Raw genomic sequence first — 23,165 nt, forward strand, 5'->3', positions numbered from 1 at the left:
CCCCCGGTTGGGAGGGCGCGGCGCCCGCGTACCCATGGGTATCTTCAGCTTGCCTGCGACCGCTCCGGTCGTCCACCCGAAGGATCCCTGTGCTCTCGTCCCTGACCAGGACGCGCCGTCGCGCGCGCCTGTCCGCCGTGGCCGTCGCCGCCACGCTCGCCACCGCCCTGGGGCTGCTCGTGGCCCCGCCCGCGAACGCCGTCGAACCCGTCGGGACCCTCGACGTCTCCATCCCGGCCGGCGGCAGCCCGCCCTACCCGTCGGCGACGTGGGGCCAGACGTTCACCGCCGGCCGCACCGGCAAGCTGACCGCGGTGTCCCTCGACTGGACGCTCCCGGGATCCGGCGGATCCGGAGCGGTCACCCTGCAGGCCGCCGCCAACGGGGTGCCGACCGGACCGGTACTGGCATCGGCGACGATCTCCACGGACACGGGGTGGCAGACCGCGGTCTTCTCCGCTCCCGCGAGGCTCAACGCCGGGACCGTCTACGCGCTGAGCATCCCGATCGTGAACACGGCGATGTACTCGACGAGCGTGTACGCCGGCGGTGCCGTGTTCCACGGCGGTCTGGCGTACCCGAACTACGACCTCCCGCTGCGCACCTACATGCAGGCGGTGCCGGCACCGACCGGGTTCACCGCGTCCGCGGGCGACGGCACGACCGACCTCGCGTGGGATCCCGTCGCGTCGACGTCCGAGTGGAACGTCACCGGGTACGAGACCTCGTACGCGGTCAGCGGCTCTGGACAGTGGTCAGCACCCGCCGCATCGACCGGCACGACCGCGCGGGTCTCGGGCCTCACCGACGGCACGGCGTACGACTTCCGCGTCCGTGCCACGAGCGACATCGGCTCCGGTGAGTGGTCGACGACCGCCTCCGCGACCCCGATGGGCGACTTCACCGGCGGGGCGCTGCACGTCGCGACCGATGCGCTCGCGGTCGGTGTCGCACGCACCGCGACCTCTGACGGGTGGAGCCCGACGCCGAACCTCGCGTGGTCCTGGACCGCTGGTGGCACTCAGGTCGGCACCGCGCCGACGTACACCCCGACCCCCGACGACCTCGGCAAGGACGTGCAGGTCACGGTGACCGCGACGGCTGTCGGCCGCCACCCGCAGACCCGCACCGTGGACCTCGGCATCGTCGGGCCCGGCACGATCACCACCGGGGGCGTCGAGCTCCGCGGCACCGACGGTGGCGTGGTCGGCTCGACCGTCGACGCCGGCACCACCGTCACGGCCTCGGTACCCGGGCTCGCGCCGAGCACGGCGACCCTCACCTACCAGTGGTTCCGCGGGGCGGACACGCCGATCGAGGGTGCGACCGGTTCCTCGTACACGGTCACCGGTGACGACGCGTTCGGCCGGGGCCGCATCTCGGTCGCCGTCACCGCGACCGAGCGGGGCTACTCGGACGTCACCGTCTCGTCGGGCACCCCGTACGCGACGTACGGCGTGCAGCAGGGATCCGTCACGACCGACGCGGCGAAGGTCGGGCAGCCCACGACGGCCACCGACCCGGCCTGGACCCCCTCCACCGCCACGCTGTCCTACCAGTGGTACGTCGGTGAGCGGGCGATCCGCGGCGCGACCGGGAACACCTACACGCCGACCGCCGACCAGGCCGGCGCGGACCTGACCGTGACGGTCAGCGGCACCGCCCGCGGCTACCACGCCCAGCAGGTCACGAGTGCGCCCGTCGTCATCGCGCCGGGCACGCAGGTCGGCACCGTGGCGATCCAGGGCGACGCCACCGTCGGCTCGGAGCTCACCGCGGTGGACTCCGACTGGCAGGACGGCACGGCGTTCAGCCGCCAGTGGACCCGCGACGGCCAGCCGATCGACGGCGCGACCGGACGGACCTACCGGCTCGTCGGCGCCGACGCCGGCACGACGATCGGCCTGACCGTGACCGGCACGCTCGCCGGGTACGAGGACCGCACCGTCGATGCACCCGCGACCGGCGCGGTCGCACTCGGCACCCAGCACGCGAGCGTGACCATCGCCGGAGCCGATGCCGCCCGGGTCGGCACCGCGCTCACCACGACGGACAGCGGCTGGGCGACCGGCACGACCGTCACCCACCAGTGGCTCCGCGACGGCGAGCCGATCGAGGACGCGACCGGCGCGGGCTACACGCCGACCGACGCCGACCTGGGCCACGTGCTCACCGTCGCGGCGACCGGTGAGCTCACCGGCTGGGAGCCCCTGACGGTCACGTCGGCCGGCACTCGCGCCGTCGTCGGCACCCCCGCGGTCGTCACCCCGGGTGGCACCCTGCCGACCACGGTCACCGCCGGAGAGCCGTTCCGCTACCAGCTCGACGTCTCGGGTTCACCGCGGCCGACGCTGACGCTCGACGGACACCTGCCGACCGGGCTCGAGTTCGACGCCGAGACCGGGGTCGTCTCCGGGATCCCGACCGAGGCCGGCCACCACGTCCTCCGCTTCACCGCGGACAACGGCGTGGGGATCCCGTCGGTCACGACCCTGACGATCGACGTCGTCGCCGGTCCGCTCGCCGAGCTCACGCTCGCCACGACCGGCACCGGTGAGGTCGACGGGGCGGTCACCGCGAAGCAGGGTTCCACGATCCACGTCCTGGCCGCCGGCCTCGACGAGTGGGGCAACGAACTGGAGTCGCTCGACGGACTCGTCCTCACCTCGAGCGTCGACAGTGACGTGATCGACGGGGACGCGGTGACGTTCCGCCACGCCTCGCCGCACGTGCTCACCGCGACCGTCGGCGACGTCACGGCGTCGGTCCTCGTCGAGGTCAGCCCGACGGCAGTCGTGTCGCCGACGGATCCGACCACGCCGGCAGCGCCCGTCGCGGCCCGGCCGGGCGTCCCCGCGCCGGCACCGACCGCGGCGCACCCGGCCGCCGAGCTCGCCTACACGGGGTCGGCGTCCACCGGCCCGCTCGCCGTGGCAGCGCTCCTCGCGCTGCTCCTCGGTGCCGCGCTGCGCGCCGGTGCGCGCCGCCGCCGCGAACGGATCTGATCGCTCCACCAACCGGACAGGAGGCTCGGCGCACGACGTGCGCCGAGCCTCCTGTCGTGGGGTCCGTGCGTCAGATCGCGACGGAACCGAGGACGCGGTGCGCGATCGAGATCGACTCGCCGGACACCACGGACAGCGGCGACGACAGGAACGCGATCAGGTCGGCGATCTGCTGGGGGCTGGACTCGCCACCGGACCCGCGCTGCACCTCGGCAGCCGGCTCGTCCGTCACCGTGCCCGGGTTGACGACGTTGACCGTCACACCGGAGCCGGCTGCCTCGTCGGCGAGGTTCTTCGCGATGACGCTGACTGCGGTGTTCCGGAGCGACGCGGTGATGTTGCCGGAGAAGTAGGCGTTCTGCCCGCTCACGACGACGACGCGTCCGAAACCCGCCTCGCGCTGTCCGGGCAGCACGGCGTTCGCGACCCGCAGGAACCCGAGCGCCTTGCCGTCGACGGCCCGGGCGATCTGATCAGGGTCGGACTTCTTCGCCGGGTCGAGGGTCCCGGCACTCGGCGCCGCGGTGACGACGAGCACGTCGATGCGCCCGTGCTGCGCGATGACCGAGGCGACACCGGCGTCGACCGAGGCCTGGTCCGCGGTGTCGATCGCGACGCCGTCGTCGTCCGTCGCACTCCGCGAGGCGACGACGACCGTCGCTCCCTCGGCCCGGAGTCGATCGGCGACGGCGCTGCCGATGTACCCCTTGCCCCCGACGACGAGTGCGACACGGTCCGTGAGTTGGAGATCCACGTCGCCACGCTATCCCTCGGTCGGACAACCGGTCGTTCAGTGCGCCGTGCAGTTCGGTGCGCGAAACGTACAGGACCTGGATTGTCAGTTGCTCTAACCGTTCACGTTGTGAAACACTTTCGTCGTCCAACTCGGACGGGAAGACGACCAGGAAGGTGGAACCAGGCATGCGCAGCACGTACCACGGGGCTCAGTGGGGCACCGGTCTCCTCGGCACCCACCCTCGCGCGGGCCTCACCGACCCAGCGGTCATCGCCGCCTACGTCACCGCTCGGATCGAGGACCCGTCGCTCCTCTCCAAGCGGGCCGAGCCGTCCTACGCGGACTTCTTCGCCCTGCCGCAGGCCTGAGAACCCGGAGTTCATGACCACATGCCGTTGACTGTCGTCCGCCGAGAGCACGTCCACCTCTACTCGCGAGCACCCCGATCGAAGGCCGCCCGCTTGGCCGTCGACGCCATCCTCCGGCTGCAGCACGCCGAGGATCAGCAGATCGAGCACGCGCGCATCGAGAGTGGCCTGTCGAAGAACGAGTTCCTCGCGGTCCGGTACCTGCTGCAGGCGCACCGGGACAGCCGTGCGATGGGACCGAAGGACCTCGCGGTGATGCTCGGGGTGTCCAACGCCTCGGTGACGAAGATCGTCGACGGCCTCGTGGAGAAGGGCGACATCGTCCGGACCGCGCACCCCACCGACCGTCGGGCGCAGTTCCTCGAACCGACCGACCAGGTGGCGACCAAGATCGACGACTCGTACGCACAGTTCCACGAGATCGTCGTGCGCGTGCTCGACGGGCTGCCGGCCGCCGACAACGAGGTGGTCGCCGAGGCCCTCGGGCGGATCGTGGACGCCCTCGCCGAGGCGGTTCCGGAGCCAGCCGACGAGTACACCGTGGACGACACCAGCGCCTGAAACCTTCCAGCGGTAAGTTGTCTGCATGACCTCTGCCGACGACGCCGGGACCGTGCCTCGGCGCGGGTACCGCAAGGGCGCGGAGCGGCGGGTCCAGATCCTCGACGAGATGATCAGGATGGTGGCCGAGCAGGGGGTCGACGCATCGTCGCTCCGGTCGGTGGCTGACGCGCTCGGCATCACGCACGCGGCGCTCCGGCACTACTTCCCGTCGCGCGATGAACTCCTGCTGGCGGTCTACCGGGAGCACGAGGTCCGCGAACAGGGCGCCCCGGACCGCCTGCAGTCCGCGATCGGCGACATGCGCGAGAGTGCCGGCCGGAACCGCGAGATCCCTGGGCTCGTGCAGCTCTACACGACGCTCGCGGCGGACGCCGTCGGTGAGGGGCACCCGTCGACGCGGGACTTCATGCGCGAGCGGTTCGCGCGTCTGCGGGGCGAACTCGCTGAACTCATCCGCCGTGACCAGGACCTCGGGCGCATCCGGGCCGACCTCGATCCGGTCGACCTCGCGTCACTGAGCATCGCGGCGTCGGACGGCCTGCAGGTCCAGTGGTTGCTCGACCCCGAGGCGGTCGACGGCGAACGTGTGCTGCACCTGCTCGAGCAGATCGTCCCGCCCGCCGGGTGACGTGCTGCGCGCGCACGCGCGCTCGCGCGCCCGCGCTCGCGCCCGTGACGCCGAGGGAACAGAAAACGTCGGGTGCCGCACGGGCACCCGACGTCTTCTGTTCCCTCGCGGAGGGCTACGCGTTCACGCCCTCGGCGAGGACCGCGGCAGCGGGGTCGAAGTCCTCGGGGAGCGGCTGGATCGGGTCGATCGACGAGGTGATCTCGACGGCCTGGCCCGACTCGGCAGCGTCGCGGATGCCGAGCATGACGTCCAGCGCGTGCGACGCCACGGCGCCGGAGGCGCGCTCCGGCTGGCCCTCGGCGATCGCGCGGGCCAGCTCGACGACGCCCGTGCCACGGCCCCAGGTGGAGCCCTTGTGCGCCAGGGTGGTCGGTTCGTCCTTGCCGAGCGTCCACAGGGTGCTGTCGCCGTCGAAGACGTTCGGGTCCGGCAGCACGATGGTGCCCTCGGAGCCGTTGATCTCGACGAAGCCGTTGCGGGGCAGTGCGTGCTGGAACGACAGGGTCGTCTGCGCCGACTGTCCGCCCGCGAACGAGATGAGCGCGGCGTGGTGCGTGGGCACCTCGACGGCGAACTCGGTGCCGGCGCGGGGGCCGGAGCCGATCACGCGGGTCTCGCGGGACTTCGACGACACGGCCTGCACGCGCGAGGCGGAACCGAACGCGTGCAGGAGCGTCGTGACGTAGTACGGGCCGATGTCGAACAGCGGACCGGCGCCCTGTGCGTACAGGAACTCGGGGTCCGGGTGCCACTGGTCCGGGCCCGGCACGTGGAACATCGTCGTCGCGGTGAGCGGCGTGCCGATGTCGCCGCGTGCGATGGCCCGGATGGCGGTCTGGATCCCGGCACCGAGCACGGTGTCCGGTGCGGTCGCGTAGCGGACGCCTGCTGCCGAGGCGGCGGCGAGCAGGGCCTGCGCGTCCTCCGCGTTGGTGGCGACGGGCTTCTCGCTCCAGGTGTGCTTGCCGGCGGCGATGATCTGCTGGCCGACCTTGGCGTGCTCGGCCGGGATCGTGATGTTCACCACGATCTGGATGTCGTCGCGGGCGAGGAGCTCCTCGACCGTGCCGGACGCCGGGACGCCGTACTTCTCGGCCTGGGACGCCGCGCGCTCGAGGATGAGGTCGGCGACCATCAGGACCTCGACGTCGGCGAACTGGGTGAGGTTCGTCAGGTACTGGTCCGAGATGTTCCCGGCACCGATGATGCCGACTCCGACGCGGCTCACGCGGCACTCCCCGCGGTGTCGTTCGCCTTGAGCCAGGCGAGGGACTCGGTGATGCCCTCGAAGACGTCGCCGGCGTAGGCGTCGAACTCGACGACGCGGATGGCCTGCGGCGCCGCGGCGAGGATGCCCGCCACGTCGACGTCGCCCTGTCCGGCCGGCTTCTGGTTCTCGAACGCCCGCTGCAGTGCCTCGGGGACGATGAGGGCGCTCTCGGCGGAGGGCAGCGCGGTGAGGATGTCACCGTCGACCTTGCCGTCCTTCACGTGGATCGCGACGACGCGGTCGCCGAGGGACTGCAGCACGGCCGGGGCGTCGGCGCCACCGACGGTCGCCCAGAACGTGTCGACCTCGAGCACGGTCTCGGGCGAGATCTGCGACACGAAGTGCTCGTAGACGGTCTTGCCGTCGACCTTGTTCGTGAACTCCCACTGGTGGTTGTGGTAGCCGAACTGCAGGCCACGCGAGGCCGCCTCGGCGGTCAGGACGTTGACGCGCTCGGCGATCTTCGCGACGTCGTCGGCGGTCTGCCAGCGATCGGTCGGGATGAACGGGTCGATGACGGTCGTGATGCCGAGGCGCTCCGCCGCGTCCCAGATCGGGGCGGTGTCCTCGGCGTCGATGACGGCGACGTGACCGGACGGGGCCTTCAGGCCGGTGGCGGCGAAGGCGCGCTCGAGGTCGGCGGCGCGCTCGACGAATGCGTACGGCTCGACGTTCTCGTAGCCGATCTCGGCGACGCGAGCGATCGCCTTGTCGAGGTCTTCGGCGATGGCGTCGCGCAGCGAGTACAGCTGCACAGAGGTGGTGGGCATTGCAGAGGCTCCTTCGGTCCTGGCTCGGGCGTTCTCGACCCGCCGGGACGCGATGCTCCGCGGCGAGATCGGGTACGACGCTACCCGAAAAACCATCCGGTGTGCAGTTTTTGCGACGGTCTGTTGCGGCCCCGTCCTCATGTCCTGACGTCCCGATGTATGCTCGCGTCTGGAAAAACCTTGCGAAGCACGGTTTTCATCGACTCAAGGAGGCGTCATGAGCACACCCGAACCCGCGGAGACACCCGTCCTGCTGCACCCGGAAGAGGGCATCACCCAGCCGGTCAGCACGATGCGGGTCGGGATCGGCTACCAGATCGCGCTGTTCCTCGGGCAGTTCGGCCTCTTCGTCGCGCTCATGGCACCCGTGTACGTGAGCATGCAGCTCAAGGCCGAGGCGCTGGTCGGGTCCGACGCGGCGAACGTCATCGGCTCGGTGCTGCCGATCGGCGCGTTCGGTGCACTCATCATGAACCCGCTCGCCGGCGCGCTGTCCGACCGGACTCGCACCCGCTGGGGACGTCGTCGCCCGTGGATGCTCACCGGCGTCGTCGTGTTCGCGATCGCCCTCGCGTGGATCGCGTTCGCCCCGGACACCACGCAGCTCACTCTCGGATGGCTCCTCGCGCAGCTCTCGGCGAACACCGTGCTGGCGACCCTGACCGCGAGCTTCGCCGACAACGTGCCGCAGTTCCAGCGCGGGAAGTCGTCGAGCATCATCGCGCTCGCGCAGAACATCGCCGTCCTCGCCGGGACCTACCTGTCGGTGTTCTTCGTCGCGAACCTGCCGGTGCTGTTCATCGCGCCCGGCATCCTCGCGATCGTCCTCGTCGTGGTCTACGCGGTCGTCGCCCGCGACGACCTGCCCACGTACAAGCTCAAGAAGTTCACCTTCGTCAACCTGATCTCCTCGTTCTGGACGAACCCGATCAAGAACCCGGACTTCGCCTTCGCCTGGTGGTCGCGCTTCCTGATCATCTTCGCGACGTTCATGTTCACGACGTACCGCCTGCTCTACATGAAGGAGCACATCGGGATCACGAGCGACAAGGAGGCGACCGCGGCCGTCGCGTTCGGTGTGCTGCTGTACACGATCGCCCTGCTCGTCAGTGCCGCGCTCTCCGGCTGGCTGTCCGACCGGCTCGGCCGCCGCAAGGTCTTCGTCGGCGGGTCCACCGCGCTGTTCGCCGTCGGGCTGGTCGTCCTCGCGCACGCCGACACCGTGCACGGGTTCTACGTCGCCGAGATCATCATGGGCTTCGCCTACGGCATCTACTCGGCGATCGACACCGCCCTCGTCGTCGACGTCCTGCCGAACGCCGACCGGCCAGGGAAGGACCTCGGCGTCATCAACATCGCGAACGCGCTCCCGCAGTCGCTCGCCCCTGCTGCGTCGCTGTTCTTCCTGAAGTTCGGCACCGGTGGCACGCCGGACAACTACGAGCTCATGTGCTGGGCGGCCGGGATCGTGGCCATCATCGGCGCGCTCGTCGTGATCCCGATCAAGCGCGTGCGCTGATAGCTTCTGGCGTCATGACGAACCCGACGGTCGACGTGGACCGCAGGCACCTCGCCCGGTGGCGGAACGCGATCATCGTCGCGTTCGGCCTCGGCGGCATCAGCCTCGCCGCATGGGGGCCCCGGCTCCCCGAGATCCGTGCGGAGCTCGGCGTCGACACCGGCACCATCGGGCTCATGCTCGGCGGCGTCACGATCGGGTCGATCGGTGGCCTGCTCTCCGCCGCGCCGCTGCTGCGGCGACTCGGCGGCCGGCGGGCCCTGACGGCCGTCGTCGTGCTCGTCCCCGTCGCGATCGCCGTGCTCGGGATCGCGGCGGCGCTGCACTCCGCACCGCTCGCCGCCGTCGCGTTCGTCGTCGCCGGTGCCGGGATCGGCTCCCTCGACGTGATGGCGAACGTCGAGGGCACGGCCATCGAGGCCCTCGCGGGCCGCACGCTGCTCCCGTTGATGCACGCCGCATGGTCGGGAGGCGCGGCGCTCGGTGCCGGGATCGCCGCACTCTGTTCGGCACTCGGCATCACGGTCTCCACCCAGTTGGTCGTGGAGGCCGCGGTCCTGCTCGTGGTCGGCGTGGTCGCCATGCGCGCGGTGCCGGACGGCACCCGCGCGGAGGAGCACGACGACACGCTGACACCCGGGCAGCGCATCCGCGCCTGGGCCAGGGGCTGGGCGGACGTCCGCCTGCTGATGATCGGTGTCGTCATGCTCGGCGTCGAGCTGGGCGAGGGATCGGCCAACAACTGGCTCGCGCTCGCCACCACCGACGGGCACGGGCAGTCCGCGACCGTCGGCGCGCTGTTCTTCACCGTGTTCGCGGTGTCCGAGGCGGCGACCCGAGTGTTCGCCGGTCCCGTGGTCGATCGGCTCGGTCGGGTCCGGACCGTGCGCTGGACGACTGCGCTCGGCATCCTCGGGGCGATCCTGTTCATCGTCGGCGGCACGTGGTGGCTCACCCTGATCGGTGTGGTCCTGTGGGCGGTCGGCGTCTCGATGGGGTTCCCGCTGGGGATGTCGGCCGCGGCGCAGAGCGGCCCGAACCCGGCCGCCCGCGTGAGTGTCGTGGCGTCCATCGGGTACTTCGCGAACTTCGCCGGACCGCCCGTCATCGGTGCCATCGCCGTTCACCTCGGGGCGCTGTCGGCGCTGTGGCTCGTCGCGGTGCTGTTCGTCGCGGCCTTCGCGGCGTCCGGGTCGCTCCGCCCGGCGCGGAGCGCCGGGACCGACGCACCGGGGCCGCACCGAGCCTCCAGGGCTAGCGTGGACTGATGCTCGACGCCGCCACCGTGACCTACGACAGCCCAGCAGGACGCATCCGCGGATCACGGGACGGCGACGTCATCCGGGTGCTCGGCGTGCCGTACGCGCAGGCCGCGCGGTTCCGGCCGCCGGAGCCGATGCCCGTCTTCGCGGACGTGTTCCACGCGGACTTCCCGGCACCGGTGGCCCCGCAGCCCTCCGCGACGGTCGTCGACCAGCTGCTCCACGAGGTCGATGCCGAGGTCGACGAACGCTGCCAGGCGCTCTCGATCACGATCCCGGCTGACCTCGGCCCCGACGAGCGACTGCCGGTCATGGTGTGGATCCACGGTGGCTCGTACGTCATCGGTGGCGGCGACGTCCCGATCAACGACCCGTACGACCTGGTCCGAGAGCAACGCGTCGTCGTCGTGACGGTGACGTACCGGCTCGGGGTGCTCGGGTTCCTCGGCGACGGGGAACGGATCCCGGCGAACCTCGGGCTGCTCGACCTCGTCGCGTCGCTCCGGTGGGTGCACGACAACATCGCCGCGTTCGGCGGCGACCCCGACCTCGTCACGCTCTTCGGGCAGTCCGCCGGAGGGGACGCGATCGCGCACCTGATGATCAGCGAGGGGACCGCAGGGCTCTTCCGCAGGGCGATCGTGCAGAGCGCACCGCTCGGGCTCTCGCGCGGACGTGCGCGGATGAGCCGTGCGATGGTCGAGGCGGTGGGGCCGATGTCGGCGGACACCTCGCTCGACGAGCTGTACGAGCGACAGGCCCGCGGCAGCAGGGTCGGCGGCCGGTACGGGCTCCGCGGCGGGATGCCGTACGGCACCCAGTACGGGTTCGCGCCGCTGCCGGCCGAACGTGACCTCGCCGAGGCCTGGCGGCGGGTCGCACCAGACGTCGACGTGCTCATCGGGTCGGGCTCGGACGAGGCCGGGATGTACGTGCCCGTGCTCCCTGGACTCAAGCGCATCGTTCGGAACCGGGTCGCGCGGTCGCTCGTGCGGTGGTGGCTCGTCCGGCCGCTGACCGAGGTGATCTACGGGCGTGATGCCCGGGCGTTCGCGGAGCGGCACCGGTCGGGCGGCGGGCGCGCGACCGTCTACCGGCTGCTCCGCGGCGCGACCGCGCAGCCGACCGGGGCGGTGCACATGAGCGACCTGCCGCTGCTGCTGGGACGCAAGGAGGCGTGGGCCGGCAGCCGGTTCGTGCCCGAGCGGGACTGGCCGGAGGTCGAGCGTCGCGGCCCGGGTGTGCGGGCGATCTGGGCGGAGTTCGCGCGGACCGGTCGCGTCACTGCCCGCGACGACGAGACGCTGGTGTTCGACCGCGGCTGAACCGTCACGGCCCCCCGCCGGTGTCGACGGTGCCGTCGGGTGGGGGCAGGATGTCGGCTGCGACCCAGGGGAACACCCAGGTGAAGAGGACGAACACGAGTGCGGTGAGCAGCACGATCAGTTCGAGGACCTTGAGGGCGGTCGGGCCGGGCAGGAGTCGCCACACGAGCGGGAAGATCACTTGGGCGTCTCCGAGAGTTCCTTCGGCGTCCCCTCGGACGCGGGCATCCAGTAGTCGAGCTTGGCGTGGGTGATGTAGCGCTCCTTGGCGGACCACATCGGGTGGCAGGCGGTGAGCGTCAGCCAGCGGTCGTCGGCGGTGGGCTGGACGCCGGGCTTGTTCGGGACGGGTGCGATCGTCTCGATGTGGTCGGGTGTGACGATCTGGCTGTCGGTGACCTTGTAGACGTACCAGACGTCGAAGTTCGTGGCCTTGTCGGTGACGCGGACGACGATCGCATCGTCGGTCGTGAGTTCGGCGATCTGGTTGAGCGGCTTGCCGTAGGTGACGCGGTGGCCGGCGACGGCGAAGTTGCCTTCGGCGCCGGGCATCGCGGTGTCCTGGTAGTGGCCGAGTCCGATGGTGTTGAGGACCTTCTCGCGGTTCGTGCCCTCGCCGATGGGACGGTTGTAGTCGGCTCCGAAGCGCGGGATCTGCATGGTGCCGAAGACGTCCGTGACGTTCGGCGGCTCCGCGAGGACGGGTGCCGTGCCGCGGTGCTCGGTCCCGACGGTCGGCTTCGCCTTGGTCTGCCCGAGGTCCTTCACCAGGGAGGTCTGGTGCTGGTTCGCCACGACGTCGGTCCACCAGCCGGTCCACACCACGTACAGCCCGGTGACGGCGCCCGCGATGATGAGCAACTCCGCGATGAGCGAGACGATCCCAGCGCCGACTTTCTGCCGCGGCCGGGCGCTCGGGCGGTGTCGCGGAGCGCGCGACCCCCGCCAGGGACCCGGCGCCGGCCGGACCCACCCGTTCGCCGGCGTCGCATCGAGCACGCCGTCTCGTCCGCCGGTCACGCGACGACGAAGAACTGGTCGCCGATGTCGACCCGTGAACCGCGGGGAGCCGGGACGGTCGTGCCGGGGTGGCACTGCTGCCTGGTGCCCTCTCGTACCACGGTGGTGCCGTTCGCCGAAGCGAGGTCCTCGACGTTCAGTCCGGCTCCGTCCACGGTGAAGCGCAGGTGGGCGTTCGAGACGCTCCGCGTGGGGTCGTCGAACCGCACCGGGTTCTCCACCCCGAGCGGTCGGCGGCCGAGGACGCCCGACCCGGACACGTCGAGGATGGTCCCGGTGCTCGTGAAGAGTTTGGCCCGACTGACCGGTTCGGTGCGGCGTCGCGTGCTCACGATCGTGCGTTCGAGCGACTCGATCTCGTCGAGTTCCGTCTCGGACGGCGATCCGGCGTTGACCGGCGCCGTGTCGGTCGACTCGACGCTGGTCGCCTCAGCCGGGTGCTCCGCCGCTGCCGGGGGTTCAGGTGTTGCCGGGTGCTCCGCCGCTGCCGGGGGTTCCGGTAGTGCTGGGTACTCCGGTCCTGCCGACGGTTCCGGTGTTGCCTGTGGTTCTGGTGCAGCTGCGGGAGCCGAGGGGATCGATGGGGACGGTGGGATGGGAGGCAGGAGCGGTTCGATGGGATCGGGGAGGTCGACCGGCTCGGGCAGGGGGTCTGGCTCGGGGGCGACGGGCATCGCGATGGTCTCGACGACCGGGGCGGACGGTGGGGTACTCACGGTCGCGGTCCGCTCGGTCAGGTCGATCGTGTCCGTCGTGCCCACCGATGCGGTGGTGTCGATCGTGGTCGGAGCGGCGACCGCGGGCATCTCGTCGATCTCGACCGACCCGTCCGATGCGACGACGAGATGCCAGTTCCCTTCGGCGCCGGTGGTGTGCAGGCGAACGGGGTGCCCGGACTGCCTGGCGAGCTCCGTCACGATGTCGAGCGCTGCTTCCCGTGCGGCTTCGGGCGAGGCGTGCGACGACGTCTCGGTGTGGTCGTACCCGCCCATCGTCAGCAGCCCGGACTGGGAGATGTGGACGGTGATGGCAGGCGGTTCGCCTGTGTGCGTGGAGAGCATCGCAGATCCTTCGAGTGTGGTCATGGTCAGTCGGTCGGGACGGAGGCGGTCGCTGCGCGGACCTGCCAGCCGGACCCGTTCCTCGAGATGACGAGTCGGTACTCCTGGTCGAGAACGGCGCCGCCCGGCGTCGCCCACCGGACCTCGGCGAACCCGACTCGCTGGTCGTCGCCGCCACGCTCGACCCGCCAGTCGAGCAGCTCGGTGTACTGGAGCGTGCCGTCGAGGCCGGTGGAGGCGTTCCCGGTCTCGGAGAGCGCGACGTCGCCACGACTGAGCGCTGCGAAGTACTTCGCGACAGCTGGGCGCGAGCGCGCGCTCGTCTGCGCATCGAGGCGGAAGGACGACGCTGTGCCGGTCGGCGCCGCGGCTGGGACACCCACCGACGCTGGGAGCCCGGAAACCCACACGCGGGCGCCGACGACCGTGACGGGGACCTGGAGCGACATCGTCGAGGTCGCGTCGGTTCCGTCGGCATCCGGCGTCGTCACCGGCACGACGACCGTCACGATCGCGTGCGAGGCGTCCACGTAGGTGAAGCCAGCGGCACGGGCCGCGCCAGCGGTGGAGGTTCCCTTCCCGTCCCACCCGGCCTGACCGGGCGTGCCGCCGACCATCAGCTGCGAGAGGGCCTCTGTCCGCGCCTGTCGGTCCGACTCGTCCCACGTGAAGTACACCTCGGCGAAACGCTCGGCAGTCGAAGCCGCCACGGCCTGCGGGAAGGTGGCCGACGCGGGGGTGCTGCTCGCACTCACCGGCGCGAAGATCGATCGGAGGCCGACGGCGAGGGTGAGCACGGTCGCCGAAGCGACGAGGATCTGGATGGTCCGCACCCAGGAGCGACGGCCACCGCGGGAGCCGAGCCCGACCACGTCGCGCACGACCTCGGTCACCGAGCTGCGCAACGTCCCGGTCCCACCGTCGGTGTCGCGCTGTGGGTCGGCTGCTCGCGGGCGCGTACCGGCGCGCCGAGGCGGCGGATCGGACACGGCGGACTCGACGGCCGCCGTCGGGGACGTCGGTGGCGCCGTGCGAGCTGCCGGAGCCGACACGGGGTCCGGGTGCGGGAGCGGAGTCGGGGACGAAGGTGGCGCGGTCGGCGGCTCGGTCGTCGTGCCGGCCGTCGGCGATGCCGTCCGGGCCACGGCCGGCGCCTCCTGCACTCCGGGGAGAGGCGCATGGTCGGATCGGATCTCGCGGTCGAGCGGCGGCGGCAGCACCGGCAGTGTCGACGGGCGCAGCGACGGCGCGGCCGACGGGGTCGTCGGGACGGGGGCGGGTGCGGCCGACGGGGTCGTCGGGACGGGGACCGAGACCGATGTGGCTGGCGGCGTCGTGGAGGCGGGGACCGGCGTCGGCGATGTCACGACGATCGGCGCCGGCTGCGCCGTGGACACCGGCACGGGAGGGATGGACAGCTGCGTCGACGGTGACGGGAGCGCTGCCGAGGCGGGCACGTCCGCGGTGGATGCGGGGGCGGCCCTCGTCCAGCCGGTCGCTCCCACAGGCCTCGGCTCGACGTCTCCGGCCGGTGCCGCCGTCGCCGAGCGAGCCCACGCGTCGACCGTGCGGGTGGGCTGCGCAGACTCGGCGCGGGCGCGGCGCTCGCGCAGCTCTCTGCGCGAGAGAAGTGCCTCTGACATGCAAGCTCCTCGGTCGGGTAGCCCAAGGATACTACAAATATCACATATACAAATAGGATTTTGTGACACAGGACGCGCGTCCCCAGAACTGGCGGTCGCGCGGCACATCGCCGAGCCGGACAATCGACCTCATGCCCGCGACCGACGACCTCGACCTCCGCGCACACATCGTCGCGGCGGGGATCTTCGCCTACCGTGCGGCCGACTTCCACGAGGTCGGGCCGGCCGAGGTCGCCGTCCACGCCGACATCACGGTCGAGGAGTTCCGTCGGGTGTACCCGGTGTGGGAGCTGTTCGTCGTCGCCGTGATCGACCGCTGGAACAACGCCCAGCGTGCAGCGCTCCGGTCCATCGCGGAGCAGGACGGTGCCGTCGCGTACGTCCGAGCCCGACTCGAGACGGGGCTCGGCGACCCTGCACTCGTCCGTCTGCGCCTCGCCCTGCTGAGTGCGGCGTCGAACCCCTCGCACGCAGCGGCGGGGTGGTTCCGGAAGCAGTACACGACGTCCTTCGAGGACCTCACGTTCGCCCTCGCCCGCGACGTCATCGCCGGTCGCGAGTCGAGTGGTTCCTCTGCACGGCACGGCGCCGAACAGCTCCTCGCGCTGTACGAAGGGCTGCAGCTGCAGTCGCTCCTCCGGGACGACGTCGACCTGCTGCCCGGCTTCGACCGCGCGGTCGCACGGATGCGCGTCGGCTGGGGAGCGGTCCAGCAGGTCTAGCGGTCGTCGACGGGTGCCGACCAGAGCCGCAGGAGCCGGAGGGCGTCCTCGGCCGCAGGGAACACCAGGCCGAACGGGTCGCTCGACACCCAGAAGGCCGTCAGCGGTGTCCATCGACGCCTGCCGCCGTGCCGCCAGGAGACACCGGGGGCGAACAGCGTCCCCGCCGGATCGCGGGGCACCTCGGTGACGGCGCTGCAGGGGATGCGCCGTGACCACAACCATCCCCGGACGACCAGGACATCCGGCTCGCACCGTACTCCGAGACGCCAGGCCCGGACCACGAGGTACCCCACCGCGGCGGCGACGGGGCTGCAGGCCACCGCGAACTCGGCGTCACCCCACCACGTGGGCACGGTCGAGGCGAGGACCGCGACGGCGCAGAGACCCAGGGCGAGTCCGGCCATCGAGTTCCCGATGCGCACCACGACCGGCGCGCGGAGCAGGAGGGGGATCACGTGGTGAACGGTCGGACGAGCTCCGCGGGCGTGGCCGAACGGACCGCCGCGATCAGCCGTCGTCCCTGCCACCACTCGTCGCGTCGGATCTGGAACACGAACCCGTCGGCATCCACGATCGTGAGGCCGTCATCACCTCGGGTCCCGACGACGGACACGCCGGACAGATCGATGACCCGGGCGTCGCCGCGGCGGGGGAGCAGGACCAGGTCGGTTCCGTCCAACCGGACCCGCACGCTCGCCCACCCCGGCAGGAAGGCGTCCCGGTAGGTGCTGCTCGACGACGACCTCGTGAGGTGGCGGGCATCCTAGACCGGACGCCCCGGAGCTCGCTCGTCGACCACGAGACCGTGCCGGGCGGCGACCGCGCGGAGGCCGGCATCCGGGGCGCCGGGCTCGTCGTCCAGGAGCTCCGCGTCCTCGTCGACGCACACGATGAGCCCCGGCAGGGCCGCTCGGAGCGCCGTCCGGAGCCCGGCGATCTCGTCGGCGGACACCGGGTGGTCGATCGGCGTCGCACGGCGGAGTCCACGGAGGCGGGACAGCGCGGCATCGGTCAGTTGCCGATCTGCACGGGTCCCGCTGTCGAGGTGGTTGAGGGCGCGCGCAGCATCGATCGTGGCGATGGACTCCTCGCTCGGTCCGACCTCGGCGACCCGGTGGACGGTCGCGACGAGCAGGTCGACCGCTGCGGCGAGGTCCTCGACGGCAGGGTCGATGGTGACGACGACGGTGCTCGAGGCGGTGTCGACCTCGACGAACGAGCCGTCGACCGAGTAGGTGAGCCCTGCGTCGAGTCGGAGGGCCCGGAAGACCTCGTGCTCCAACACCGCGTCGAGCAGCTGCGCGTGCTCCGCCGGGACGAGCACCGAGAGCGCGGCGCCGCTGAGCCCGGACTCCACCACGACGCCACCCCGGACCGGACCGGACCACGAGGGCACGGGACCTGCTGCCCGACCGGACGGCAGCTGGACCGTCAGGGCATCAGCCGGCACCGGGCCTCCGGCGACGGTGACGACCGCGTTCTCCGCCACGAACCAGCGCTGCACCCACGCCCGGACGTCCTCGGCGCTGATGCCGTGGGTCGCTGCCCACCCGGCACCGGCACGACCAGGACCCGTCGGGCCGAAGCGGACCGTGTGGATCGACGGGACCTGCTCGCTGTACCGAAGGCGGTCCTCGCCCGCGAGGATCTTCCGCTCGTGCTCGACCTCGGCCGGTGTGACGTCGACCAGCGACCCGACAGCGTCCGCCATGCGCACGATGCCGGCGAGGGCCTCCTCGGCCGTGCTCGCGGTCACGGAGAAGATCGTCGCCCAGTCGTCGGTGGTCGCGTTGTGGGGAGCCGCGATCGGCAGTGCGCGGCGGACGGCGAGGTGTTCGACCAGGTGGGTGATGCCGGCCAGTCGGACCGGCTCGTCCGAGGACCCGACGCCGAAGAACAGCATCGCCTCGACGGGACCGTCGGCGGGGGCATGGAGCACGGGGACCGTGGCGTTCGTGTGGAGCACACCGGAGTATCGCCCGGATCATCGACCTCGGCATCGCCCCAGAACGAGGGCGCGGGAGGGTCAGTCCAGCTCGAGCCGCATCACGTACCGCCGCACGGTGGGGTGCGTGACCTCACGGAAGCCGGCATCGACGAAGGCCGACCGCGCGCCCACGAAGAGCTCGCCCCAGATGTCGTCCTTCCCTTCGGCGAACTGCATCGGGTACCCCTCGACCGCTCTCGCCCCGCTCCGTCTGGCGTGCTCCGCGGCGCCGACGACCAGCGCGCGGCTCACGCCCTGCCGTCGGAACCCCTTGCGGACCACGAAGCAGGCGATCGCCCACACACCGTCGTCGTCGCGGTCCTCGTCACGACCGGACCACGGCACCCGGGTCTTCCGGAGCCGCACGAACGCGGGTCGGGGCTCGACGGCTGCCCAGCCGACGGGCTCGCCGTCACGGTAGGCAACGATGCCCGTCGTGTCGCGCGCGCTCGGGTCGTCGCAGCCGACCTCGGCCCGGAAGCGCCTGGTGCGCTCGTCGTTCGGCATGTCCGTGAACGCGCGGTCGAGCAGCTTCAGCCACTGGCAGTGGCACGTCCCCGGATTGCCTCGCTCGCCGAAGACCAGGTCGAGGTCGCTCCAGGGCACCTCGTTCCCCGGTCGGAACGTGATCTGCCCACGGGTCGTGTCCGTCGTCGTCATCGCACGCCGTCCCTCCGGTCCGGATGGCGATCACGATAGCCGTCACCCCGGACGTCGCGTCGGCTGCGTGGTCGCCGGGACGGCCGGGAGGCTCGGCGCGGCATGCGTGCGCCGGCTCGGCATGCTGGGATGGTCGGGTCATGGAGTACACGGACTACGACACCCGGCTCGCTGCGTACGGCGTGGTCACGCACGAGGGTCGGGTCCTGCTCGCCATGCAGCGGTTCCCGGAGGCGGGGACGTGGGCGCTGCCCGGTGGCGGGGTCGAGTACGACGAGAGCGTCGAGCAGGCGGTCGTCCGTGAGTTCATGGAGGAGACCGGGTACGAGGTCTCGGTCGGCGGCCTGCTCGGGGTGCGGCACCACCTGGTTCCCGCAGAACGCCGGATGCACGAGAACGGCCGGCCGATGAAGGCCGTGCAGGTCGTGTTCCGGGTGACGATCACCGGCGGCGAGCTCCGGGACGAGGCCGACGGGTCGACGGAGCGGGCGGACTGGATCTCGATCGCCGAGCTCCCGCACCACCGGCACGGCCTGGTGGTCCCCATCGCGCTCGGCTGGGCCGGAGCCCTCACCGCCTGAGGGCTGCGCTACTCGGCGATGACGCTGAAGACGTTGCCGGACGGGTCGGTGAACCACGCGATGAGCGGGCCGCCCTTGCGGTTGATGCCCTTGTCGTCGGTCATGCCCTCGTAGTGGAGGAACTCGACGCCCTTCGCGGCCAGCTCGTCGACCGCGGCGTCGACGTCCGGCACGGGGAAGTTCAGCACCGTGAACGCGGCGGGTTCGTGGGCAGGGCCCTTCGGGTACGCCAGCACCCAGCGACCGCCGCCGAGCTGGATCGAGAGCATGCCGTGGTCCTCGGTGACGTCGAGGCCGAGGACGTCCGTGTAGAACGCCTTCGCCTCTCCAGGGTCCCGCACCGAGAACCCGCTGAACGCCTTCGTCGCATCGATGACCATGCCGACAGTGAACCACTCTGCGAGGATGAGGGCGTGCCTGTGGAGGGATCGGTCGACGAGGCCGTCGAGCGTGCGGTCGAACTGGCGTCCTCCGGGCGTCGGGCGGTGCTCGGCATCGCCGGAGCGCCGGGCGCGGGCAAGTCCACGCTGGCCAGACGGGTCGTCGCCGCCGTGGACGACCGGTTCGGGCCCGGGACGGCCGTGCAGGTCCCGATGGACGGCTTCCACCTGGCGAACGTCGCGCTCGACTCGCTCGGCCGGCACGACCGCAAGGGTGCGGTCGACACCTTCGACGCCGACGGGTACGTCGCGCTCGTGCGGCGGCTCGTGGCTGCTGACGAACCGGTCGTCTGGGCGCCGGACTTCGACCGCCGCGTCGACGAGCCCGTTGCGGGCAGCATCGCCGTGCCGCGGGCGGCCACGCTCGTGGTCTCCGAGGGCAACTACCTGCTCGACGACACCGAGCCGTGGGCGGCGCTCCGCGACCTCTTCACCGAGACGTGGTCCTGCGTCGTGGACGACGGGGTCCGCGTCGATCGTCTGGTCGGCCGGCACATGCGGCACGGCCGCGACCACGAGGCGGCCGTTCGGTGGGCGATCGACGTCGACGGCGTGAACGCCGCACGCGTCGCTCCCACGGTGAGCCGAGCCTCCCGGATCGTCCGGACCTGACCACCTGAACGAAGGAACCGACATGACCATCGCCATCACCGGCGCGACCGGCAACATCGGCGGTGCCGTCGCCCGCGCGCTCGCCGCGGACGGCGTGCCGTTCCGGATGATCGTCCGTGACGCCGCACGGGCTCCTGCGCTGCCCGGGACGGACGTCGCCGTGGCGACGTTCGACGACGTCGACGCCGCGCGCACCGCGCTCGAGGGCATCGACGTCCTGCTCATGGTCTCCGCCGCAGAGGCCGAGGACCGCTTGGCGCAGCACCGCGCCTTCGTCGGGGCGGCGGCGACGGCCGGTGTCCGGCACGTCGTCTACACCTCGTTCTCGGGAGCGGCCGCGGATGCGACCTTCACGCTCGGTCGCGACCACTGGGCGACGGAGCAGGCGATCCGGGCCACTGGCATGGCGCACACGTTCCTGCGGGACAACTTCTACCTGGACTTCGTCGAGGACCTGGTGGGCGAGGACGGGGTGATCCGTGGGCCGGCCGGCGACGGTGCGATGGCTGCCGTCGCTCGCGCGGACGTCGCACGGGTCGCGACGGCGGTGCTCGAGCACCCGACGGCGCACCTCGACCGGACCTACGAACTCACCGGTCCCGTGGCGATCACCCTGGAGCAGGCGGCCGCGACGGTGAGCGCCGAGCGGGGCCGCACGGTGACGTACCACCCGGAGACGCTCGACGAGGCCTACGCGTCGCGCGCGCGGTGGAACCCGGAGCGGTGGCAGGCCGATGCGTGGGTGAGCACCTACACGGCGATCGCCGAGGGAGCGCTGGCGCACGTCTCAGGGGACGTCGAACGGGTCACCGGGCGGGCGCCGATGACGCTGCAGGACGTCCTGCGCGTCGGCTGACGGCTTCTTGCGCGCCCGCCGGCGCGGAGTTGCGCCCCGCTCTGGACATCGCGCCCGATCCTGACGGGGCGCGATGTTCGTGCGGGGGCGCGAACCGACGGCGGGTCAGGGCACCCGGCGGGCGGACAGGGTCCCCACGATGCCGAGGGTCAGGACGGCCACGAGCACGACGAGCAGCGGCGCGGTCCAGGCGTTCGTCGCGTCGTGCAGCGCCCCGGCGACGAGCGGCCCAGCCGACCCGATCAGGTAGCCGCCGCCCTGCACGAACGCGGACATCCTCCTGGCGTCGTCGTCGGTCGACACCAGTCGCACGATGATGATGAAGATGACGGTGATCCCGCCGCCCTGGGCCGCCCCGCCGAGGATCGACCACAGCAACCAGAGCTGCGGCGCGAACAGCAGCCCGAGTGGCATCGCGAGCCAGAGGAACGCCACCAGGGACAGGATCGCCCTGGGGCGCCAGCGGGAGGCGAGCACGGGCACGCCGAGCGCCCCGACGACCGCGAGGATCTGGAACACCGACGAGCTCGCACCCGACGACGCCTTCGAGAAGCCGATCTCGTCGTGCAGCAGCGTCGGGATCCACGCCGTGAGCGCGTAGTACGAGAACGCCTGACCGCCGAACGCCAGCGTGAGCCCGATCGTCACCCACCTGGCCGGGCGGGCAGCGGCAGCGGAGGGCACGCGGATCGCACCGGTCCCGACGACCTGGTCGATCGGCCCGGTCACGACCGCGGGTTCGGTCGGCGTCCCGGTCGCCGGGCGCATCCACGCGGCCCGTGCCCCGACCGCGGATGTCCAGGCCAGCCCGGCGACCACGGCGAGGAGTCCCCACACCGCGATCGCGACCGGCCAGCCCCACACGGATGCGAGCGGTGCGGTGGCGAGCGACGTCAGCATCGACCCGACGTTGAGCGCTGACGTGTACACGCCGGTGACGATCCCGACGCGCTCCGGCGAGGTGTCCCGGCGGATGACGACGGGGATCACCACGTTGCCGATGGTGATGCCGATACCGATCACCGCGGTGCCGATCAGCAGTGCCGCGGCACTCGGGACCGACCGGAGCACGGTTCCGGCGAGCACGATCACGAGCGACAGGGACAGTGCCCGTTCCGGGGTCGCCTTCGCGATCACCCAGCTCGCGAGCGGCGTCGCGAGGGCGAAGCACAGCACCGGGATGGTCGTGAGGAGCCCGGCGACGGTGGTCGTCAGACCGAGGTCGAGCCGGATGTCGCCGATCACCGGCGCCGGGGCGACGATGGGGCCGCGCAGGTTCAGCGCGACGAGCACGATGGCCGCCGGCAGCACCCAGCCGGCGCGGCGCAGTGCGGCTGCGCGGGTCACGAACGGGCGCTGGCGTCGGCGGTGGGCGCGTCCGGCGCAGCGGCGTCCGGGAGCAGGATCGGCAGCAGGTCGAGCGGGGTGGCTGCCTGGGCGATGGTGCCGTCGGCCTCGGCGGGGGAGCCGTACCCCCACTCGGCGAAGACCACGGGGACGCCGTGCACCCGGGCTCCCTCGACGTCGTGCAGCCGGTCGCCGACGAGCACCGGACGCGAGATGTCGAACCCGCGGGCGTCGAGGCGCTTCAGTGCTTCCTCGACCACGTCGGCCTTCGAGGAGCGGACCTCGTCGTCACTGGCGCCGGTGATGATGTCGATGTCCCCGGTCAGCCCGTAGTGGTCGAGGATGTACGTCGCCGGGGTCTCTGGCTTGCTCGTCGCCGTCGAGATCGGCAGTCCGGCCTCGTGCAGGGTGCGCAGGACCACGTCGATGCCGGGGAACATCGCGGAGTCGAGGGCGCCGTGCGAGAAGTAGTGCTCCCGGTAGACGGCGAGGGTGCGGTCCGCGAGTTCCTGGTCCATGCCCATCGCGTCGCGGAAGGTGTCGAGGATCGGCGGCCCGACGAACGACATCAGCGTCTCGTGGTCCGGGACGGGCACGCCGACCTTGCGGAACGTGTACGTCAGGCTCTCCAGGATGCCCGGCGCCGAGTCGCTGATGGTTCCGTCGAGGTCGAAGAGGATGGCGCTGAACGGGCTTGTCATGACCTGCCCAGCCTAACCGGGGCGGTGGACCGGGCCCACCTGCGGGTCGTGACGCGTCGGACGGGGGCGAGCCGAGCCTCCA

The 23,165-nt window shown here is 71.7% G+C and carries 25 protein-coding genes; 11 read left to right on the forward strand and 14 right to left on the reverse strand.

Annotation, left to right across the window (positions count from 1 at the left end):
- Positions 1–89: 89 nt before the first annotated feature.
- Positions 90–3,005 (forward strand): fibronectin type III domain-containing protein, encoded by a 2,916-nt coding sequence (locus tag QK288_RS03170; RefSeq protein WP_281266364.1) that lies wholly within the window; start codon positions 90–92, stop codon positions 3,003–3,005.
- Between the two features lie 70 nt (positions 3,006–3,075).
- Here QK288_RS03170 and QK288_RS03175 read toward each other — a convergent pair whose 3' ends face one another.
- Positions 3,076–3,759, reverse strand: coding sequence for an SDR family NAD(P)-dependent oxidoreductase (locus QK288_RS03175; protein ID WP_281266365.1), 684 nt, complete (start codon positions 3,757–3,759; stop codon positions 3,076–3,078).
- 167 nt (positions 3,760–3,926) lie between these two features.
- On the opposite strand from QK288_RS03175, the gene QK288_RS03180 reads away from it, so the two are divergent.
- Genes QK288_RS03180 through QK288_RS03190 form a run of 3 tightly spaced genes read left to right on the forward strand, consistent with a single transcriptional unit; the run spans position 3,927 to position 5,301 of the window.
- Positions 3,927–4,109, forward strand: a complete 183-nt coding sequence (locus QK288_RS03180) for a hypothetical protein (protein WP_281266366.1) — start codon at positions 3,927–3,929, stop codon at positions 4,107–4,109.
- 21 nt (positions 4,110–4,130) lie between these two features.
- The gene (locus QK288_RS03185; RefSeq protein ID WP_281266367.1) at positions 4,131–4,670 is read left to right on the forward strand and encodes a MarR family transcriptional regulator; all 540 of its coding nucleotides are present in this window, start codon (positions 4,131–4,133) and stop codon (positions 4,668–4,670) included.
- 25 nt (positions 4,671–4,695) lie between these two features.
- Positions 4,696–5,301 carry a TetR/AcrR family transcriptional regulator gene (locus tag QK288_RS03190; RefSeq protein WP_281266368.1) on the forward strand — a complete coding sequence of 202 codons (606 nt, stop codon included), beginning with the start codon at positions 4,696–4,698 and terminating at the stop codon, positions 5,299–5,301.
- A 115-nt stretch (positions 5,302–5,416) separates the two neighbouring features.
- Here QK288_RS03190 and QK288_RS03195 read toward each other — a convergent pair whose 3' ends face one another.
- Entirely contained in the window at positions 5,417–6,532 is a 1,116-nt protein-coding gene (locus tag QK288_RS03195; RefSeq protein WP_281266369.1) for a Gfo/Idh/MocA family oxidoreductase, read from the reverse strand.
- Positions 6,529–7,344 carry a sugar phosphate isomerase/epimerase gene (locus QK288_RS03200; protein ID WP_281266370.1) on the reverse strand — a complete coding sequence of 272 codons (816 nt, stop codon included), beginning with the start codon at positions 7,342–7,344 and terminating at the stop codon, positions 6,529–6,531. Before QK288_RS03200 ends, QK288_RS03195 begins: the two co-directional genes overlap by 4 nt.
- 217 nt (positions 7,345–7,561) lie before the next feature.
- Here QK288_RS03200 and QK288_RS03205 point away from each other — a divergent pair, with 217 nt between their 5' ends.
- From QK288_RS03205 to QK288_RS03215, 3 genes are read left to right on the forward strand one after another with little or no spacing between them, the layout of a single operon-like run.
- Positions 7,562–8,863: an MFS transporter gene (locus QK288_RS03205; protein ID WP_281266371.1), complete on the forward strand. Its 1,302-nt coding sequence runs from the start codon at positions 7,562–7,564 to the stop codon at positions 8,861–8,863.
- A 14-nt stretch (positions 8,864–8,877) separates the two neighbouring features.
- On the forward strand, positions 8,878–10,131 hold the full coding sequence (locus QK288_RS03210) for an MFS transporter (protein WP_281266372.1): 1,254 nt from the start codon (positions 8,878–8,880) through the stop codon (positions 10,129–10,131).
- A complete protein-coding gene (locus tag QK288_RS03215; protein ID WP_281266373.1) occupies positions 10,131–11,450 on the forward strand; it encodes a carboxylesterase family protein in 1,320 nt (439 codons plus the stop codon). Before QK288_RS03210 ends, QK288_RS03215 begins: the two co-directional genes overlap by 1 nt.
- Before the next feature lie 4 nt (positions 11,451–11,454).
- On the opposite strand, the gene QK288_RS03220 is transcribed toward QK288_RS03215, so the two are convergent.
- The 4 genes from QK288_RS03220 to QK288_RS03235 are packed head-to-tail and all read right to left on the reverse strand — an operon-like array spanning position 11,455 to position 14,424.
- On the reverse strand, positions 11,455–11,631 hold the full coding sequence (locus tag QK288_RS03220; protein WP_281266374.1) for a hypothetical protein: 177 nt from the start codon (positions 11,629–11,631) through the stop codon (positions 11,455–11,457).
- Entirely contained in the window at positions 11,628–12,470 is an 843-nt protein-coding gene (locus QK288_RS03225) for a class E sortase (RefSeq protein WP_281266375.1), read from the reverse strand. The genes QK288_RS03220 and QK288_RS03225 overlap by 4 nt, the downstream gene beginning before the upstream one ends.
- Positions 12,467–13,555: an FHA domain-containing protein gene (locus tag QK288_RS03230; RefSeq protein WP_281266376.1), complete on the reverse strand. Its 1,089-nt coding sequence runs from the start codon at positions 13,553–13,555 to the stop codon at positions 12,467–12,469. Before QK288_RS03230 ends, QK288_RS03225 begins: the two co-directional genes overlap by 4 nt.
- Before the next feature lie 2 nt (positions 13,556–13,557).
- Positions 13,558–14,424, reverse strand: coding sequence for a conjugal transfer protein (locus tag QK288_RS03235; protein WP_281266377.1), 867 nt, complete (start codon positions 14,422–14,424; stop codon positions 13,558–13,560).
- An 881-nt stretch (positions 14,425–15,305) separates the two neighbouring features.
- Here QK288_RS03235 and QK288_RS03240 point away from each other — a divergent pair.
- Positions 15,306–15,896: a TetR family transcriptional regulator C-terminal domain-containing protein gene (locus tag QK288_RS03240; protein WP_281266378.1), complete on the forward strand. Its 591-nt coding sequence runs from the start codon at positions 15,306–15,308 to the stop codon at positions 15,894–15,896.
- Here the strand turns inward: QK288_RS03240 and QK288_RS03245 are convergent.
- The 4 genes from QK288_RS03245 to QK288_RS03260 form a co-directional block, all read right to left on the reverse strand.
- Positions 15,893–16,354, reverse strand: a complete 462-nt coding sequence (locus QK288_RS03245) for a hypothetical protein (protein ID WP_281266379.1) — start codon at positions 16,352–16,354, stop codon at positions 15,893–15,895. The two genes, QK288_RS03240 and QK288_RS03245, sit on opposite strands and share 4 nt — an antisense overlap.
- The gene (locus QK288_RS03250) at positions 16,351–16,590 is read right to left on the reverse strand and encodes a hypothetical protein (protein WP_281266380.1); all 240 of its coding nucleotides are present in this window, start codon (positions 16,588–16,590) and stop codon (positions 16,351–16,353) included. Before QK288_RS03250 ends, QK288_RS03245 begins: the two co-directional genes overlap by 4 nt.
- Before the next feature lie 72 nt (positions 16,591–16,662).
- A complete protein-coding gene (locus QK288_RS03255; protein WP_281266381.1) occupies positions 16,663–17,865 on the reverse strand; it encodes a hypothetical protein in 1,203 nt (400 codons plus the stop codon).
- A gap of 60 nt (positions 17,866–17,925) precedes the next feature.
- Positions 17,926–18,546 (reverse strand): GNAT family N-acetyltransferase, encoded by a 621-nt coding sequence (locus tag QK288_RS03260; RefSeq protein ID WP_281266382.1) that lies wholly within the window; start codon positions 18,544–18,546, stop codon positions 17,926–17,928.
- A 140-nt stretch (positions 18,547–18,686) separates the two neighbouring features.
- Here QK288_RS03260 and QK288_RS03265 point away from each other — a divergent pair, with 140 nt between their 5' ends.
- On the forward strand, positions 18,687–19,127 hold the full coding sequence (locus QK288_RS03265) for an NUDIX domain-containing protein (RefSeq protein ID WP_281266383.1): 441 nt from the start codon (positions 18,687–18,689) through the stop codon (positions 19,125–19,127).
- A gap of 8 nt (positions 19,128–19,135) precedes the next feature.
- On the opposite strand, the gene QK288_RS03270 is transcribed toward QK288_RS03265, so the two are convergent.
- Entirely contained in the window at positions 19,136–19,507 is a 372-nt protein-coding gene (locus QK288_RS03270) for a VOC family protein (RefSeq protein WP_281266384.1), read from the reverse strand.
- A gap of 33 nt (positions 19,508–19,540) precedes the next feature.
- On the opposite strand from QK288_RS03270, the gene QK288_RS03275 reads away from it, so the two are divergent.
- Together QK288_RS03275 and QK288_RS03280 are read left to right on the forward strand one after the other, a co-directional pair.
- Positions 19,541–20,179, forward strand: coding sequence for a nucleoside/nucleotide kinase family protein (locus tag QK288_RS03275; protein ID WP_281266385.1), 639 nt, complete (start codon positions 19,541–19,543; stop codon positions 20,177–20,179).
- Positions 20,180–20,201: 22 nt separating this feature from the next.
- Positions 20,202–21,035 carry an SDR family oxidoreductase gene (locus tag QK288_RS03280; RefSeq protein WP_281266386.1) on the forward strand — a complete coding sequence of 278 codons (834 nt, stop codon included), beginning with the start codon at positions 20,202–20,204 and terminating at the stop codon, positions 21,033–21,035.
- 105 nt (positions 21,036–21,140) lie between these two features.
- Here the strand turns inward: QK288_RS03280 and QK288_RS03285 are convergent, their stop codons facing one another.
- Together QK288_RS03285 and QK288_RS03290 are read right to left on the reverse strand one after the other, a co-directional pair.
- Positions 21,141–22,382, reverse strand: a complete 1,242-nt coding sequence (locus QK288_RS03285; RefSeq protein ID WP_281266387.1) for an MFS transporter — start codon at positions 22,380–22,382, stop codon at positions 21,141–21,143.
- Positions 22,379–23,083, reverse strand: a complete 705-nt coding sequence (locus tag QK288_RS03290; protein ID WP_281266388.1) for an HAD hydrolase-like protein — start codon at positions 23,081–23,083, stop codon at positions 22,379–22,381. The genes QK288_RS03285 and QK288_RS03290 overlap by 4 nt, the downstream gene beginning before the upstream one ends.
- Between the last annotated feature and the right edge of the window lie 82 nt (positions 23,084–23,165).

This window comes from Curtobacterium sp. 9128 (assembly GCF_900086645.1).
Classification (GTDB): domain Bacteria; phylum Actinomycetota; class Actinomycetes; order Actinomycetales; family Microbacteriaceae; genus Curtobacterium.